Source organism: Psychromarinibacter sediminicola (genome assembly GCF_029168335.1).
GTDB lineage: Bacteria > Pseudomonadota > Alphaproteobacteria > Rhodobacterales > Rhodobacteraceae > Psychromarinibacter > Psychromarinibacter sediminicola.
Genome location: NZ_JARGYC010000096.1, coordinates 1 through 14,030, shown reverse-complemented (window position 1 = coordinate 14,030; position 14,030 = coordinate 1). Strand labels below are relative to the sequence as shown.

At 67.7% G+C, this 14,030-nt stretch carries 14 protein-coding genes and 1 tRNA gene; 2 read left to right on the top strand and 13 right to left on the bottom strand.

Annotated elements, in window-relative coordinates:
* Window positions 1-296 precede the first annotated feature (296 nt).
* On the bottom strand, window positions 297-809 hold the full coding sequence (locus tag P1J78_RS22285; protein WP_275569589.1) for an SRPBCC family protein: 513 nt from the start codon (window positions 807-809) through the stop codon (window positions 297-299).
* A gap of 73 nt (window positions 810-882) precedes the next feature.
* Window positions 883-1,632 (bottom strand): sulfite exporter TauE/SafE family protein, encoded by a 750-nt coding sequence (locus P1J78_RS22280; protein ID WP_275569588.1) that lies wholly within the window; start codon window positions 1,630-1,632, stop codon window positions 883-885.
* A gap of 100 nt (window positions 1,633-1,732) precedes the next feature.
* Between P1J78_RS22280 and P1J78_RS22275 the strand changes: the two genes are divergently transcribed.
* Window positions 1,733-1,951 carry a GDCCVxC domain-containing (seleno)protein gene (locus P1J78_RS22275; RefSeq protein ID WP_275569587.1) on the top strand — a complete coding sequence of 73 codons (219 nt, stop codon included), beginning with the start codon at window positions 1,733-1,735 and terminating at the stop codon, window positions 1,949-1,951.
* A gap of 12 nt (window positions 1,952-1,963) precedes the next feature.
* Here the strand turns inward: P1J78_RS22275 and P1J78_RS22270 are convergent, their stop codons facing one another.
* From P1J78_RS22270 to P1J78_RS22235, 8 genes are all read right to left on the bottom strand, one after another.
* A complete protein-coding gene (locus P1J78_RS22270) occupies window positions 1,964-2,584 on the bottom strand; it encodes an SOS response-associated peptidase (RefSeq protein WP_275569586.1) in 621 nt (206 codons plus the stop codon).
* A gap of 212 nt (window positions 2,585-2,796) precedes the next feature.
* Entirely contained in the window at window positions 2,797-3,957 is a 1,161-nt protein-coding gene (locus P1J78_RS22265) for a hypothetical protein (RefSeq protein WP_275569585.1), read from the bottom strand.
* Window positions 3,958-4,058: 101 nt separating this feature from the next.
* Window positions 4,059-5,114: an ABC transporter ATP-binding protein gene (locus P1J78_RS22260; RefSeq protein ID WP_275569584.1), complete on the bottom strand. Its 1,056-nt coding sequence runs from the start codon at window positions 5,112-5,114 to the stop codon at window positions 4,059-4,061.
* Window positions 5,102-6,361, bottom strand: coding sequence for an MGH1-like glycoside hydrolase domain-containing protein (locus P1J78_RS22255; RefSeq protein ID WP_275569583.1), 1,260 nt, complete (start codon window positions 6,359-6,361; stop codon window positions 5,102-5,104). The genes P1J78_RS22260 and P1J78_RS22255 overlap by 13 nt, the downstream gene beginning before the upstream one ends.
* A complete protein-coding gene (locus P1J78_RS22250) occupies window positions 6,358-7,575 on the bottom strand; it encodes a carbohydrate ABC transporter permease (protein WP_275569582.1) in 1,218 nt (405 codons plus the stop codon). The genes P1J78_RS22255 and P1J78_RS22250 overlap by 4 nt, the downstream gene beginning before the upstream one ends.
* A gap of 136 nt (window positions 7,576-7,711) precedes the next feature.
* Window positions 7,712-8,956: a carbohydrate ABC transporter permease gene (locus P1J78_RS22245; protein ID WP_275569581.1), complete on the bottom strand. Its 1,245-nt coding sequence runs from the start codon at window positions 8,954-8,956 to the stop codon at window positions 7,712-7,714.
* Window positions 8,957-9,037: 81 nt separating this feature from the next.
* Window positions 9,038-10,393, bottom strand: coding sequence for an ABC transporter substrate-binding protein (locus P1J78_RS22240; RefSeq protein WP_275569580.1), 1,356 nt, complete (start codon window positions 10,391-10,393; stop codon window positions 9,038-9,040).
* 287 nt (window positions 10,394-10,680) lie between these two features.
* A complete protein-coding gene (locus P1J78_RS22235) occupies window positions 10,681-11,274 on the bottom strand; it encodes an exopolysaccharide biosynthesis protein (RefSeq protein ID WP_275569579.1) in 594 nt (197 codons plus the stop codon).
* Window positions 11,275-11,607: 333 nt separating this feature from the next.
* Here P1J78_RS22235 and P1J78_RS22230 point away from each other — a divergent pair.
* A tRNA-Met gene (locus tag P1J78_RS22230) sits at window positions 11,608-11,684 on the top strand.
* Between the two features lie 700 nt (window positions 11,685-12,384).
* Here the strand turns inward: P1J78_RS22230 and P1J78_RS22225 are convergent.
* The 3 genes from P1J78_RS22225 to P1J78_RS22215 form a co-directional block, all read right to left on the bottom strand.
* Window positions 12,385-12,894, bottom strand: a complete 510-nt coding sequence (locus P1J78_RS22225) for a hypothetical protein (RefSeq protein WP_275569578.1) — start codon at window positions 12,892-12,894, stop codon at window positions 12,385-12,387.
* Window positions 12,895-12,998: 104 nt separating this feature from the next.
* Window positions 12,999-13,271, bottom strand: a complete 273-nt coding sequence (locus P1J78_RS22220; protein WP_275569577.1) for a hypothetical protein — start codon at window positions 13,269-13,271, stop codon at window positions 12,999-13,001.
* On the bottom strand, window positions 13,268-13,837 hold the full coding sequence (locus tag P1J78_RS22215; RefSeq protein ID WP_275569576.1) for a hypothetical protein: 570 nt from the start codon (window positions 13,835-13,837) through the stop codon (window positions 13,268-13,270). The genes P1J78_RS22220 and P1J78_RS22215 overlap by 4 nt, the downstream gene beginning before the upstream one ends.
* Window positions 13,838-14,030: the final 193 nt, after the last annotated feature.

The window sequence follows — 14,030 nt, the reverse complement described above, 5'->3', positions numbered from 1 at the left end:
CCTCTCGGCGATTGCTCTGCAATCGCCTGTCGGCAGGGCATTTCGTTTCGAAATGCCCGAGAGACCCGCCCCCACCGGGGCGGCGCTTCTGGCGATGACGGTGCCAAGTGTCCGATCTAAATGCTTATTTCTCCGGAATCGCAAAGTTCGACCGCGCCCCGGCGGGTCGGCGCTGCACGGCGTTCCGCTCGACCGGGGCCGCTATCCGGCAATGCCGAGGAGGTCGTGTCGTGTAGCATATCCCGCGTCAAAGGATCGGGCGGTTCCGCGGAGAAATCAAGCCTTTCGCGGTGGCGTCAGCCCCGGAGCCGCGCGAGCCAGCCCTTCTTCTTTTCCTCTTCGGGGGCGTCCTCGGGCACCTCCTCGGCGGTGCCTTCGACGGCCTTCTGGAAGCTTTCGAAGAACTGGTCGGCCATCTTCTTGGCGAAGCCGTCGATGACGCGGCTGCCGAGCTGGGCGAGCTTGCCGCCGACGCTGGCATCGACGTCGTAGGACAGCCGCGTGCCCTCCTCGATCTCTTCCAGACGCACGTCGGCGCCACCCTTGGCGAAGCCGGCGGGGCCGCCCTTGCCCTCGCCCGACAGGCGCAGGGAATGCGGCTCGTTCATCTCGGACACGGTCACCTGGCCCTTGAAGGTGGCCTTCACCGGGCCGACCTTTTGCGTGACCGTCGCCTCGAAGCCGTCTTCGGGCGTGCCGGTCAGTTCCTTGCAGCCGGGCACGCAGGCCTGCAGCACGTCCGGGTCGAGAAGCGCGGCCCAAACCTCGTGACGCGGGGCGGCGATATCGCGTTCGGAACTCATATGCATGGGGCGTGCCCTCCTCTCCCGGATGTGACCGGCGCAGGATAGCGGTTGCCGGGCTGCCCGCAAGCCCCCGCGATCAGCCGGCGACGACATCCCAGACGAGCTTGGCCGAAACCAGGAACAGCGCGGTCTCGACGAAGGCGAAGAACAGCTTCTCGGGCAGGATCTGCGTCAGCCGATACCCGGACCAGGCGCCGATCAACGCGGCTGGGGCGAGCCAGAGCGTGGCGCTGAAGCTGTCCCAGGTGATCTGCCCGGCGAGGATGTAGGGCGGCACCTTCATCAGGTTGACCACGGCGAACATGATGGTGGCGGTGCCGGCGAAGACCATCTTGGGCATCTGCTGCGGCAGGGTATAGGCCTGGAACGGCGGGCCGCCGGCGTGGGAGATGTAGCTGGTGAACCCCGCGATTGACCCCCAGAACAGCCCGCGCGGCACGTCGGCGGGGCGCGGCGGGGCGTGCGGATTGCGGCGGCGGTTGAGCTTGTCGGCGAGGTAGTAGAGCCCGATGCCGCCGACCGCGAGCTTGACCGCGTCGCCGGGGACGAAGGCGACGGTGGAAAAGCCCAGCGCGATGCCGATGGCGGCGGCAGGAATCAGGATCTTCAGGTTCCGGGCGGAGAACTGGCGGCGGTAGAGCCAGACGCCGTAGCCGTCGGAGATGATGTAGACCGGCAGCAAGAGGCCGGCGGCCGTGGCCGGCGGCATGATGAAGGACAGTAGCGGCACCGCCAGCATCGCGACGATGGGCAGGCCGCCCTTGGACATGCCGACCATGACGGACCCGATGACCGTGAGGATCCAGAAAGTTAAGCTGTGTTCCATGGGCGGAGGCTTGCCCTGCGACGGCGGGAAAGAAAAGGGCGCGCCTGCAGATTGCGCCGGGGGCTATGCCCGGCGGACGCAGGGAGGTATGCTCCGGGCCATGACCGACCGGAGCGTCACGCTTGAAAGCACGCTGACCTGCCCGGACTGCGGCTATGCGGCGGCCGAGGCGATGCCGACGGATGCCTGCCAGTGGTTCTACGAATGCCGCGGATGCAAGGCGCTTCTGACGCCGCGGGCGGGGGACTGTTGCGTCTTCTGTTCTTACGGGACCGTGCCCTGTCCGCCGGTGCAGACCGGCGGGGCCTGCTGCGGGTAGGTCGCGCCGGCGTCAGGCGCCGGACCAGTCGACGTCTGTCGCTTCGGCGACGGTGAGGCTGCCGTCCGGGTAGGGCCGCATCAGGGCCTGCGCGGCGGTCTCGTCGCCGGTCAGCCAGGCCTCGAACTGCTCGGGCTCCAGCAGAACCCCCATGCGGTCGTGGATGTTGGCCACATCGCCCGAGGGCGGGCAGGTGACCATGGCGACCTGCGCCACGGCGATGCCGCCGGGGCCTTGCCAGGTGTCGGTGATCGCGGCGAAGGCGAGAGGGCGACCGTCAAGGCGGGAAATGCGCCACGGGGTCTTGCGGCGCTTTTGCCCGGTCCATTCGTACCAGCCGTCCGCCGGGACCAGGGCCCGCGCCACGCCGTCGAAGGCGGTCTTGGAGAAGACGGTTCCGGAGCGGGCGTTGACGATGGTTTCCATCACCGGGCGGCCGCGGGCATTCACGCGGCCCGAGGGGATCAGGCCCCAGCGCATCCGGGTCAGGCGGCGGTCGGGCGGGCAGACGAGAACCTCCTGCCCCGGCGCGATGTTGTGGCGGGGCGGGTCCGGCGCAAGGCCCGCCGCGTCGGCGCCGAGGAAGGCGGCGATCTCGGGAAGCGGGGTGGTGAGGAACAGGCGGCCGGGCATGGCGCGAGTTTCGGGCGTTTCGCGCCGAGGCCCAAGGGCTTTTTCCGATGGGGCTTCGGATCGCGTGGCGATCCGACCGAGGTGGGGGGCTGGCCACCGCCGCCATTGTCTCTCGGACCAATGGCGCGACAATAGCGGCCCCCCGGAGTATTTCCGCCAAGATGAAGCTGTGGGGGATATCTGTTGTGTGGCCGGGCCGCGTTTGGTTCTGCTCAGGGCAGGCGGATCGAGTCGATCATGGCGTCGACGGCGCGTTGCACGTCGGGCTGGTCGAGGCGGGCCATGCCGACGATCTCCAGGTGCATCGCGCCGTGGCCGAGCCAGGCCTGGCGGGTGGCGACCGGGGCCGAGACCTTGCCGAAGCCGACCAGCCGTGCCCCGGCGGGCATCTGGCGCACCAGGGAGAAGCCGCGGAGGCCGCCGATCTCGAGCTCCGGGGTTTCCTTCAGGAATGTCAGGTTGAGCCGCCTGGCCCAGGGGTCGTCGCGCACCTCCCGCAGGGTCTTGGTCAGCGGCTCGTCGAGGACGATCAGGGTCAGCCCGGCATCGGGCGCGCCGCGGACCGTCAGCCGGTTCCAGCGGGCACCGTCTTCGTAGGGGCGTTCCTCGCCCGGGCGGTCGAAGCGTTTCAGCAGGGTGACGCCGAACAGGCGCAGGGGGCCGATCCTGTCCTGGCTGACCGTGGCCTCCCAGTCGGCGGGGATGTCGAGGGTCAGGCCGGTGGCCGGGTGGCGCAGGCGGCGGATGCCCTCGGGTGGCGCCTCGGCCGGGGCGTCGGTGCCGGCGGCCGCGACGAAGGCGGCGGCGCTGTCGCCGGCGCGGCGGGAGAAACCCTCGCGCCAGTCTTCCAGGGTGCGCAGCATGCCCTGCGGGTCGTCCTGGCCGTGGAAGCCGGGATAGCGGGATTCGCGGTTCCGGCTCTGGCGGTCCCGCGTCGGGACGTCGAGGGTCCGCCAGTAGACGGCGTCGCGGTGCGTGTCGAAGCGGCTGATGTCGCCGGGCTCGACGGAGCGCACCAGCGTGTCGCCGCGGGCCGACATCAGCCGGCGGTCGGTGATGGCATAGGCCCAGTTGGCACCGCGGCGGGTCCAGAGCGAGGCCAGGACGATGCCGCCGACCACGACGAGGGCGGCGGCGGGCAGCAGCCGCTGGAGCGAGCCCGGCGGCGCGGGGAAGAACGCATAGCGGTCGATGAGGCCGGTGAAGATCGCGAGACCGAGGGCGATCAGGCCGATGCAGAGCAGCGTGCCGACCGGAGAGACGAAGGTGGCGGGCCTGGGCGTGCCCTGCCAGAGGACGGTTTCGCCCGGATCGAGATGCGCGGCAATGCGGCGGTCGATGTCGGCATCCGGGAGCGGCTGGAGGTCCGGCACGGTCTGTCCTTTCTGCGGCGGGGTGCGCATGGCGTAGCAGGCGGGACCGCGGCGTGGGAAGCCGTGTCGTTAACCTGTTTGCCGCCCCGGGGTTGCGCGCCTCAGCTGCCCCGCACGGCCAGGCCCCCGGCATCGAAGAAATGCAGGTGCGGTTCGGAGAAGACCAGGCCGACCTTCTGGCCCGGCTCCACCGCTTCCTCGCCATGGCTGCGGATGGTGATCTGGCCGAGCGGGCCCGCGTCGACGATCACGTAGGAATCGGCGCCGAGATATTCCAGCACGTCGACGGTGGCGTCGAGCTGGCCCTCGCCCGGGGCGCCGATGTCGATATGCTCGGGGCGGATGCCGAGCTGGACCGCCGCGTGGTCGCCGGTGAACGGCCCGCCGCGGCCGCCGTCGAGGGTATAGCGCCCCTCGGCCGCCGTGCAGGGCAGGATGTTCATCGAGGGCGAGCCGATGAACTGCGCGACGAACAGGTTGGCGGGATGGGCGTAGAGCTCTTTCGGGGTGCCCACCTGGGCGACGGTGCCGTAATCCAGCACCACGATCCGGTCGGCGAGCGTCATCGCCTCCACCTGGTCGTGGGTGACGTAGATCATCGTCTTGTCGAGATTGCGGTGCAGCTTGGCGATCTCGTAGCGCATCTCGACCCTGAGCGCGGCGTCCAGGTTCGACAGCGGCTCGTCGAACAGGAAGGCGGTGGGGTCGCGCACGATGGAGCGGCCGATGGCGACGCGCTGGCGCTGCCCGCCGGAAAGCTCCTTGGGCCGGCGGTCGAGGTAGGGGCCGAGCTTCAGGATGTCGGCGGCCCGGTTCACCTTGTCGGCGATCTCCTTCTTCGGCGCCCCGGCGGTCTTGAGCGAGAAGCCCATGTTGTCGCGAACCGACATGTGCGGGTAGAGCGCGTAGGACTGGAACACCATGGTCAGGCCGCGCTGGTGCGGCGGCTGGTCGGTGACGTCGGTGCCGTCGATCACGATGGCCCCACGCGAGGTCTCTTCCAGCCCGCCGATCATCCGCAAGAGCGTGGACTTGCCGCAGCCCGAGGGGCCGACGAAGACGACGAATTCGCTGTCGTCGATCTGCAGGTCGATCCCCTTGATGACCTGCACGTCGCCGAACCATTTCTCGACCGAATTCAGCTCTATGCGGCCCATGTCAGTCTCCCTGTCGTGGGTGAGGCCCAGGCCAGCCAGACGGCGGCCGTCCAGGTAAAGGTCTGCCCGCCCAGCGGCGCGCCGTCGCGCGGGTCGAAATATTCGGCGAAGCCCTTCCGCGCGATCAGGTCGCGGGTGTTTTCCGTCAGCGCGCGGGCGCGATCGGCATGCCCGGCCTCGCCCAGCCCGGTGGCGATCAGCATGTTGAGCATCGCCCAGACCGGCCCGCGCCAGTAGCGGCGCGGCTCGTAGGCCGGATGCGCGGGGTCGGTGGAGGGCACGTAGTAGCGGGTGGCCTCTGCGATCCGGTCGAAATGGGCCAGCATGCGGTCGCCGCCGACGCCCGCGTACCAGGCCAGGAAGGAGGCGTTGGAAATCACGCCGGAATGGGCGTCGCTGCGGATGTCGAGCGTGTCGTAGGCGCCGATCTCGTCGTTCCAGAGCCGGTCGGCGCCGGCCTCCATCTCGGCGATCCAGCCGTCGAGTTCGGCCACGGGCTGGCCCCAGCGCTCGGCCAGTGCGCGCAGGTCGCGGGTGGCGCGCAGCAGGGTGAAGGTCATCGTCGGGTCGGCCACGCGGAAGGGGGTGGTGTCCTTCAGGTGCGCCTCGTCCCAGCCGCTCTCGGCGCCGAGCTTCACCAGGTAGAGGTAGCGGTCGTATTCCCAGCTGTTGGGGCGTTCGTCGGTCTGCACCTCGCTGGTGTCGCGACGGTGGTACGAGGTGATCCCGTCCGGCTCGATCGCGGCGAAGGGCCTGTCCCAGTCGGGGCAGTTGTCGCGCCCGGTCTCCCACGGGTGGGTGACGACGATGGCGCCGCCCTCGTTGCGCCAAGTCATGAACCAGCGGTGCCAGTCCATCAGCGGGCCGAACAGCTGCCGCGCACGGGGCTCGCCGCCCGGGTGCCGCCCGACCAGCCAGCGGACGACCGTGGCGGCGATGGGCGGTTGCGAGATGCCCGAGGACGGGATCGGGCCGGTGCCCTTCCAGACATTTGGGCCCGGGAAATACTCCGGGTCGATCTGGTGGAACAGGATGTGCGGGACCATGCCGTTGTCCCACTGGCCGCGGAACAGCGTCTCGATCTCGGTCCAGGCGCGGTCGGTGTCGTGTTCGGCGAAGCCGAGGGCGGCGAACACGCTGTCCCAGTTCCACTGGTAGGGATAGAGCCCGGCCGTCGGCACGGTGTAGCCGCCCCGGTCGTTGCGCGCGAGAATGGCGCGGGCTTCGCGGTCGCGGTCCGGGGTCATCCCTTGACGGCCCCCGCGGTCAGGCCGCGCGTCATGAATTTCTCCAGCCCCAGGAACAGGACCATGATGGGCACGGTCGCGATGACGGCGCCCGCCATCAGGTGCTGGCGCGGGATCTCGGAGGAGTTCAGCATCGCGACGCCCCGGGTCAGGGTGAATTTCGACGGGTCGTCGAGCAGCATGAAGGCCAGCAGGAACTCGTTCCAGGCGATCATGAAGACGTAGAGCGCGACGGAGGCCAGCGCGGGGAGCGACAGCGGCAGGGTGATCTTCCAGATGACCTGCAGCCGCGTGAGCCCGTCCATCAGGCCGGCTTCCTCGACCTCCGCCGGCAGGCCGCGGAAGTAGCCCTGCAGCATGTAGAGCGACACCGGGATGGTGGTGACGGGATAGATGATGACGATGCCGAAGATGGTGTTCCTCAGGCCGGTCATCGAGAAGGCGATGTAGATCGGCAGGGCCAGAACGATCATCGGCACCATGTAGATCAGCAGGATCGAGCGCGAGAAGGTGGTGCGCCCGGCGAAACGCAGCCGCGCCACGGCATAGGCGCCGGGGACGGAGAACAGCAGGGTGATCAGCACGGTCAGCACCGAGACGTAGAAGGACGTCCAGAGGTAGGTGCCGAAGTTGAAGGCGGTCAGCAGCTCGTAATAGCTGTCGAACAAGTGCCAGCCCTGGCTGAGGTCGATGGAGAAATCCAGCGGGTTCTGCATCAGTTCCGACTGGTTCTTCAGGCTGGTCATCACCATCACGTAGAAGGGAATCGCGACGACGGCGGTGAAGACGATATAGCCGATGCCGGTGAGAAAGCGGATCACCGCCGCCTCCCAGACGTGGCGGGTGACGCGGCCGACGGACACGTCCTTCATGAACAGCAGCATCGAGCCCAGCAGCGCGGCGCCCAGGACGCCGTTGGCGATCGGCAGCAGGGCCTGGGGCACCGTCTCCGACCCGGTAATCGGGCCGCGCCCGATGCCGCCCATCGCGCCCATCAGGACGGCCCCGAACAGGATCATCACCCAGGGCGCCCGTTTCGGCGCCGTTCCGGCAGAGCCGTAGAGCGCGCCGAACAGCAGGGTCCACAGCGGGTCGGGGCGGACCTCGACCCCGGCGCCGAAGGCGACGATCACCGCCAGCGCGAAGGTCAGCACGAAGCTCCAGAGGATGCCGAGGACGACGCCGGTCAGCCAGCCGATGCGCAGGACGCTCATGGGCAGGCCCCCTGAACGGGGCGCGGCAAGGCCCTTCGAAGGGCCTTGGCCACGCAATTTCGAAATTGCGTGGTAAGCGGTTTCGAAACCGCTTGGCCAAGCCGCTTCGAAGCGGCTTTCGGGGCGCGGATGGCGGTCATAGGCCCTCCTCGCGGCTGACGTATTTCAAAAAGAAGATCGAGAAGACCAGCAGGACGCAGAAGATCACGACGGCCACCGCGGCGCCGGCGCCGATATTCGACACGGCGAAGGCCTGTTCGTAGACGTTCACGGTCAGCGTGCGGGTGCCCGCGTTGCCCCCCGTCAGCAGGAAGATGTCGTCGAACTTGTTGAAGGTCCAGATGAAGCGCAACAGGAACAGGACCGACAGGATGCCCATGAGCTGGGGCAGCGACAGGAACCAGAACTGCTGGAACGGCGAGGCGCCGTCCATGTCGGCGGCCTCGTACATGTCGGTGTCGATCGACTGCATCCGCGCGAGGATGAACAGGAACGACAGCGGGAAGTAGCGCCAGACCTCGAAGACGGTCACCATGATCAGCGCGAGCGGCCGCTGGCCGAAGAAGTTGATCGGCTGGTCGATCACCCCCATCTGCACCAGCAGCGCGTTGGCCGAGCCCGAGAACGGGTCGAACAGCGTGACCCAGGTGAAGGCTACCGCAATCACGGGCGCCACGTAGGGGAAGAGGTACAGCCCGCGCAGGAAACCCTGGCCGCGGAACGCCTTGTTCAGCAGCATCGCGGCGAAGAGGCCGGTGACCAGCGCGCCGATCGTGCCGAAGACGGTGTAGAAGACCGTGGCCCAGAGCACGGTGAGAAAGTCGTCGCCGCGGAAGACACGGGCGAAGTTCTCCAGCGTGAAGTCGAGGTTGGTCAGCACGTTCTCCGACCGGCCGGTGATTTCGGGCGGGCTGTCGTCCACGTCGACGCCGTTGTCGAAATAGGCCTGTTCGACCGTGACCGGGATCTCGATCTCCTCGCGCTGGCCGCCGTCGAGGTCGCCGAAGTCGCAGAACAGCGACGGGCCTTCCAGCGCGCAGCGCGGGTCGATCTCGCCCAGGGTCAGCCCCTCGGGGATGGTGTCGGTCAGGGTGACGCCGAGGATCGGTTTGTCCTGGCTGGAGTTGCGCAGGCGGTATTGCAGGGTGGCCGCGTCGCCCGCCGCCTCCGGCCGGCCGCGCAGGGCCTCGCGCACGACCGGCGTGGGGGCGCGCAGGTCGGCCAGCCCGATGGGCTTGAAGCTGATCCAGAAGATCGACAGCAGCGGCAGGACCACCACCATCGAGACCGAGAAGATCGTCGGGAACAGAAGGCCCCAGGCCAGGCGCGCCTCGCGGCGGCCGAGCGGGCCGGTGCCGGTGGGGGGCGTGGGCTGGGTCATCGGTCGGTCCCGTGGCGTGCGGAGAAGCCCTCGCCGGGCCCCTCCCCCGGCAGGGGGAGGGGCGGGAGAGCCGTGCGACGGTCACTCGATGGCGGCCAGCTCGTCGTTCATCATCTCGACCGCCTCGGCAGCGCCGATCCGGCCGTCGATATACTGGCGCACCACGCGGTTGATGACCTGGCTGTTGATCATCTTCGACGCCAGCGCGAGTTGCCCGTCCGCCACGCCCCAGCGCTGCGCGACGTCGAGGCCGCCGACGATCTCGTCGATCATCTCCTGCGCATAGAGGTCGCCCAGCGGCGCCTTGCGGTCGACGCCGACCGGCAGGGTGGCCCAGAGGTCGACGAAGGCGGTCGGGTCGTCGGCGGTGCCGCGGCGGACCGGGAACTTGCCCTCGGGCGCGATGGCGAGCGTCGATTCATAGCCCTCGCCCATCGAGTATTCGACGAACTGGATCGCCTCGTCGAAATTCGCGTCCGCCGTGATGCCGAACAGGTTGGTCGAGGACCACGCTGCGCCGTCGGGGTTCGAGGGGCCGGCGAAGTTGGTGACGATACCGGTCTTCGACGCCAGCTCGGTCGAGGTCGGGTCGTCGTTGATCGTCGGCGGGGCGCTGTCGCGCAGGCCGGCGAGCTCGTCGAGGATGAAGGGCGACCAGATGATCATCGCCGCGTCGCCCGCGAAGTAGAGCGTGCGCGACTGGTCCCAGTACAGCTCGCCCGGCGGCGACGCCTCGGCGATGGCCTTGTAGAACTCCAGCACCTCGGTCGTCTTCGCCTCGTCGAAGCCCTTGAACCCGTCGGGGCCGACCGGCGAGGCGCCGTTGGCGAGGAAGACATGCTCCAGCACCTGGCTCATGAAGGCCTCGTCCACCTTGGTCGCGGCGACGAAGCCGAACATCTCGGGCGGGTTGTGCAGCGCGTCGACGGCGGCCAGCACGTTGGCGTAGGTCGTCGGCGGCTCCAGCCCGGCCTCGTCGAACAGATCCTTGCGGTAGACGATCATCTGCGTCCAGCCGTCCGAGGGCACGGAGGCCCAGCCGTCCTCGGTCGCGACCATGTCGAGCGTGCCGGCGGCGAAGGTGTCGGGGCCGAGGCTCTCGATCACCTCGGTCGCGGCGTCTGCGTCGAGGATGCCGGCCTCGACCCAGGGCAGGGCGTAGGACAGCGGGTGATAGACGACGTCGGGCAGGTCGCCGGCGGCATAGGCCGCGGTGGCGCGGGTGCCGAGATCCGACTCGGTGACGGGAATCACCTCGACGGCGATGCCGGTCTGTGCCTCGAAGGCCTCGGCCATGTCCTGCTGGCGCTCCAGCCGCTCGGGCTGTTCCTCGGTGGTCCAGAAGCGGATATCGGCCATTGCGGCACCGGCCGAAAGGGCCAGTGTAAGCGCGCTGCCGAGCAGCAGTCGCCCCCGGTTGGATCGTTCGAAATACATGCGGAAATCTCCCTATGGTGCGTTCGGTTCGCCTTTGACGGGAGGCCGACCGGCCGGCAGAGCGGCGGAAGGGCGCGCGGATCGACCGGGCCTCTTTCGCGGGCCTCGGTGTCGGTCGACCGGGCGCGCCCGGCGGCGCCTTCCAATCCTCCCGGGGGCAGTGTTGCGCGGTCAAAGCGGTTTGGGCAAGCGATTCCTGGAAAGGATTTCGCTGCGTCAGCGAAACGAACGCCGTTCGGATGCAGGCCGGGAGCGCCACGGCCGAGCCGGGGGGCGCGGCGCGACGGCTAGCCGACCAGGCTGATGCCGACCCAGGCAGCCGCGCCGACAGAGCCATAGCCGAGCGCCGCGATCAGCCCGTCGCGGACCAGAAGCGACAGCGAGAACAGCGTCACCGCGCCGCCCAGGATCGACGAGGTGAAGGGGAAGAGTTCGAGAAACGGCATCGCCAGCCCGCAGAGCATGCAGGTCAGCACCATGAGCCAGGTCAGCGGCGGTTGCACGAGGTAGCTCATCCGCGTGCGGGCGTGGCGGTCGAGAAAGCCGGCGGGCTTGCGCAGCCAGCGCGTGGCCCGGCGCAGCGACGCGGAGGCGATCCGCCGGCGCATCAGCCAGTCGGGCAGCCACAGGTGATCGCGGTTGAACAGGATCTGCCCGGCGACCAGCGCGATGGTCAGGCCGCAGACGGACGAGAAGACCGGGATACCCGAAAGCGGCGAGACGACGGCCAGCGCGGGCGCCATCAGGACCGGGATGAAGGACGCCTCGCCCAGCGCGGCGACCACCTCGCGCAGCGTGGTCTTGTCGCCGCCGGCGGCGGTTTCCATCCTGTCGACCACGTCGGTGACGGAGCCGATCTCTGGGACGATCTGGTCGGTCATGTCCGGGTCCGGAACGGGGACGGGCAGGCGGCCGCGACTATGCGCAAGGAAGTGGGCCGCGGCGCGGCCGATTGCAAGCCGCAACCGCGCCGGTCGGCGAAAGCTGGCGTAAGGTTGAAGGTATTGGCCGCCGCGCGCGAGCCGCCGCCGGGGCCCTGGCGGGGCGAGCCGTCGTCGCCGAAGGGCCGGGTGGGACGGCCCAGGCTGAGGTCGTCCCGCGCCAGTGCGCACGCGATCGGCGGACCGCTCGAACAGGCCACTACATAATGCGCCGTGCCCGCTCGATTCCTATTGACCCCCCCGATCCCTTCGCATACCTACGCGCCCGGTTCCGGCGGAGTAGCTCAGTTGGTTAGAGCAGTGGAATCATAATCCATGTGTCGGGGGTTCAAGTCCCTCCTCCGCTACCATTGACCTCTAGAAAATCCTTAAGAAACAATTCGTAAGCTCATGGCGTGACGCAGGGCTACCATTTTCCATACCAACTTGAGTTTCATTTTTCGGCGCATCTATGGCTGCGCGCCCTGAGAAATTCAAAAAATTCTCTGACACCGCGCTCTGCGCCATCCGCGACAAGCACTACCGGTCAGGAAGGACCCTGAGAGACTGGGCGGCTACAGCACGCAGAGCGAGGTGACGGCCTCGGGCGCAGCTTGCAATCACGAGCGAAAATGGACTGATGTAGAGCTACGCGACGAGCGCCCTTACTCCTGTGCCGGAACGAGCATTCCGGCCTCATAGGCTTGGGCCAGCGCGTTGAGGTATTCCTTCCGCCGCACGCTTTGATGCGGCAGGCCTTCAATGAGGGGGTTCTGCGCGGAACGGAGGGCTTCGAGTGTGTTCCGAAGGTCTTGAGACGACATGGCTCTGCTCCTTCAGGCGGCGAACGCCACAACCAGGAACAGGAATGCCATTTCGACCAAGGGCAGGGTGAAGTTTCCAAAACGCATCGTGCTCGTCCTCGTTAGCGCGCCCCCACGCTGGGAGCTATGTAGAGCGCGCTTCCAATGATTAACACATGTCCTTTTGGATACGTGGCCCTATCGGCAGCCACTGCGTGTCGAGTACGAACAGGCAGACCGGAGGTAGCACGGAGACCTTCCGACCAGATCAGCATTCCTCCCGGTGGCCACTGGCCACAACCAACGGCGGCTCCGGCGGGAACGACCGTATATCGAACCATTTGAACCGCGTGCCGTCCGGGTTCGTCCGATCCCCGCAGCGGATCGGGTAGCCATTGGTGGCCTGGCGGATCAGACCGGCCCGGAAGGCACGCAGGTCGATCAGCCACCACGATGCCAGTCCGCGTCCACTGGCATCGGCATGGCCGTAGAACATCCAGTCGCCCTTGCCGTTCACAATCTTGGACAGTTCGGTTTCGGCGCCCGAGGGCACCTGCGCGCGAATGGTGAAGTCGTAGGGGTAAACGCGAGCGTAGCCGGGCCGGCGAACCCTCGCGGCGATGTGCATGTCCTTCGCCTCCATCATCAGCAGGTCAGTCGCTTCGTGCATGTCGAAGGCGTCGGGCGCGATGGAGAGAAGATGCGCGCCGACGATGCGCTGGATTTCAGGAATGAAACGGTCGGACCAGCTGCGGTTGATGGCATATGGGTAATTCATGGAACAGGCGGCCTCACAGAAAGCGGGGCCACAATGGTGCGCGGCCCCGAGTACCAGTGTCGGACGGCTCGGATATCACCCCCTTTCGGCCTCTGTCTGGCTGGTTACGCTGCGTCCTGCGGGATGGGTGCGCGACCCTGAATGACGACCTGCCACTCCTGCTCGTGCAGCGCGCAAAGCTGCTTCGAGTGCTCCTCGACAGCGAGGATCAGCGACAGAATGGCGTTGGCATCGTCATCTGGTACGTTGATGCGGTTGGACTCGGAGGCCAGTTCGTAGAGCGCGTAGGTCAGGCCGGAGAGGACATTCAGCTTACTCTCGGTCTCGCCATAGGCTCTGCGGAACTGCGATGGATCGAAGGTCGCTGTGTCGGTCATGCTGCGCGCTCCTCTTCCACGACCTCGGAGTAGGCAGCCAAGGCTTCTTCGACGCTGCGCTTTTCCCGAATTGCGATCCGGAGGGCGACCTGAAGCCCGCGCCGTTCGGCCTCCGAGAGCGACTTGACCTCCTCCACGAGAGGCTCGGTCTCCTTCACCTTGGACTGGTGCGACCGCAGGACATTCTCGTCTTTCCCGCAGAGCAGCCAGTCGATGTCTCCGCGTGCCTCCTTGCAGAAGGCAATGAGTTCATCGGTCAAAAGGACGCTGTCCTCGTCGACCTCGACCCGGATGGGCTCCATGTCGGCCAGCTTGGCAAGCAGGTCGACCCGCTCCTGCACGCGAGGCCACGACATTTCCTCGTGCCGTCGGCGGTAGGCCTGCACAAGCGGCCGCACGTCTCCGAGGAAAAGCCAGTCGAGGCAGAGTTCTTCGTTTCGGGCATAGGCCAGCAGTTCCTGCGTTGGCGCTCCCTCGTCGTCGAGGATGGTCGCCGGTGCCTCGGTGCCGGTCCATTCCGCGAACTGTTCAAGCCGTTCGCGCGTGGCTGCCATGTCGGTCTTCATTTCGATTGTCCTCCTATCAGACTGCGTGGAACTGGTGGATCTGCCCGTTGACCGCGATCCGGCTGACGGTCGCGAGGTTGACGGAGCGCGGAGCCTTCGCCTCGGCATCCCAAACGGGCAGCAGGTGCGGGTGGCGGCTGGCACGGGTGACACTGGCCTTCCGACCTGCGTCGGTCGCCGCATTTCCCTTCAC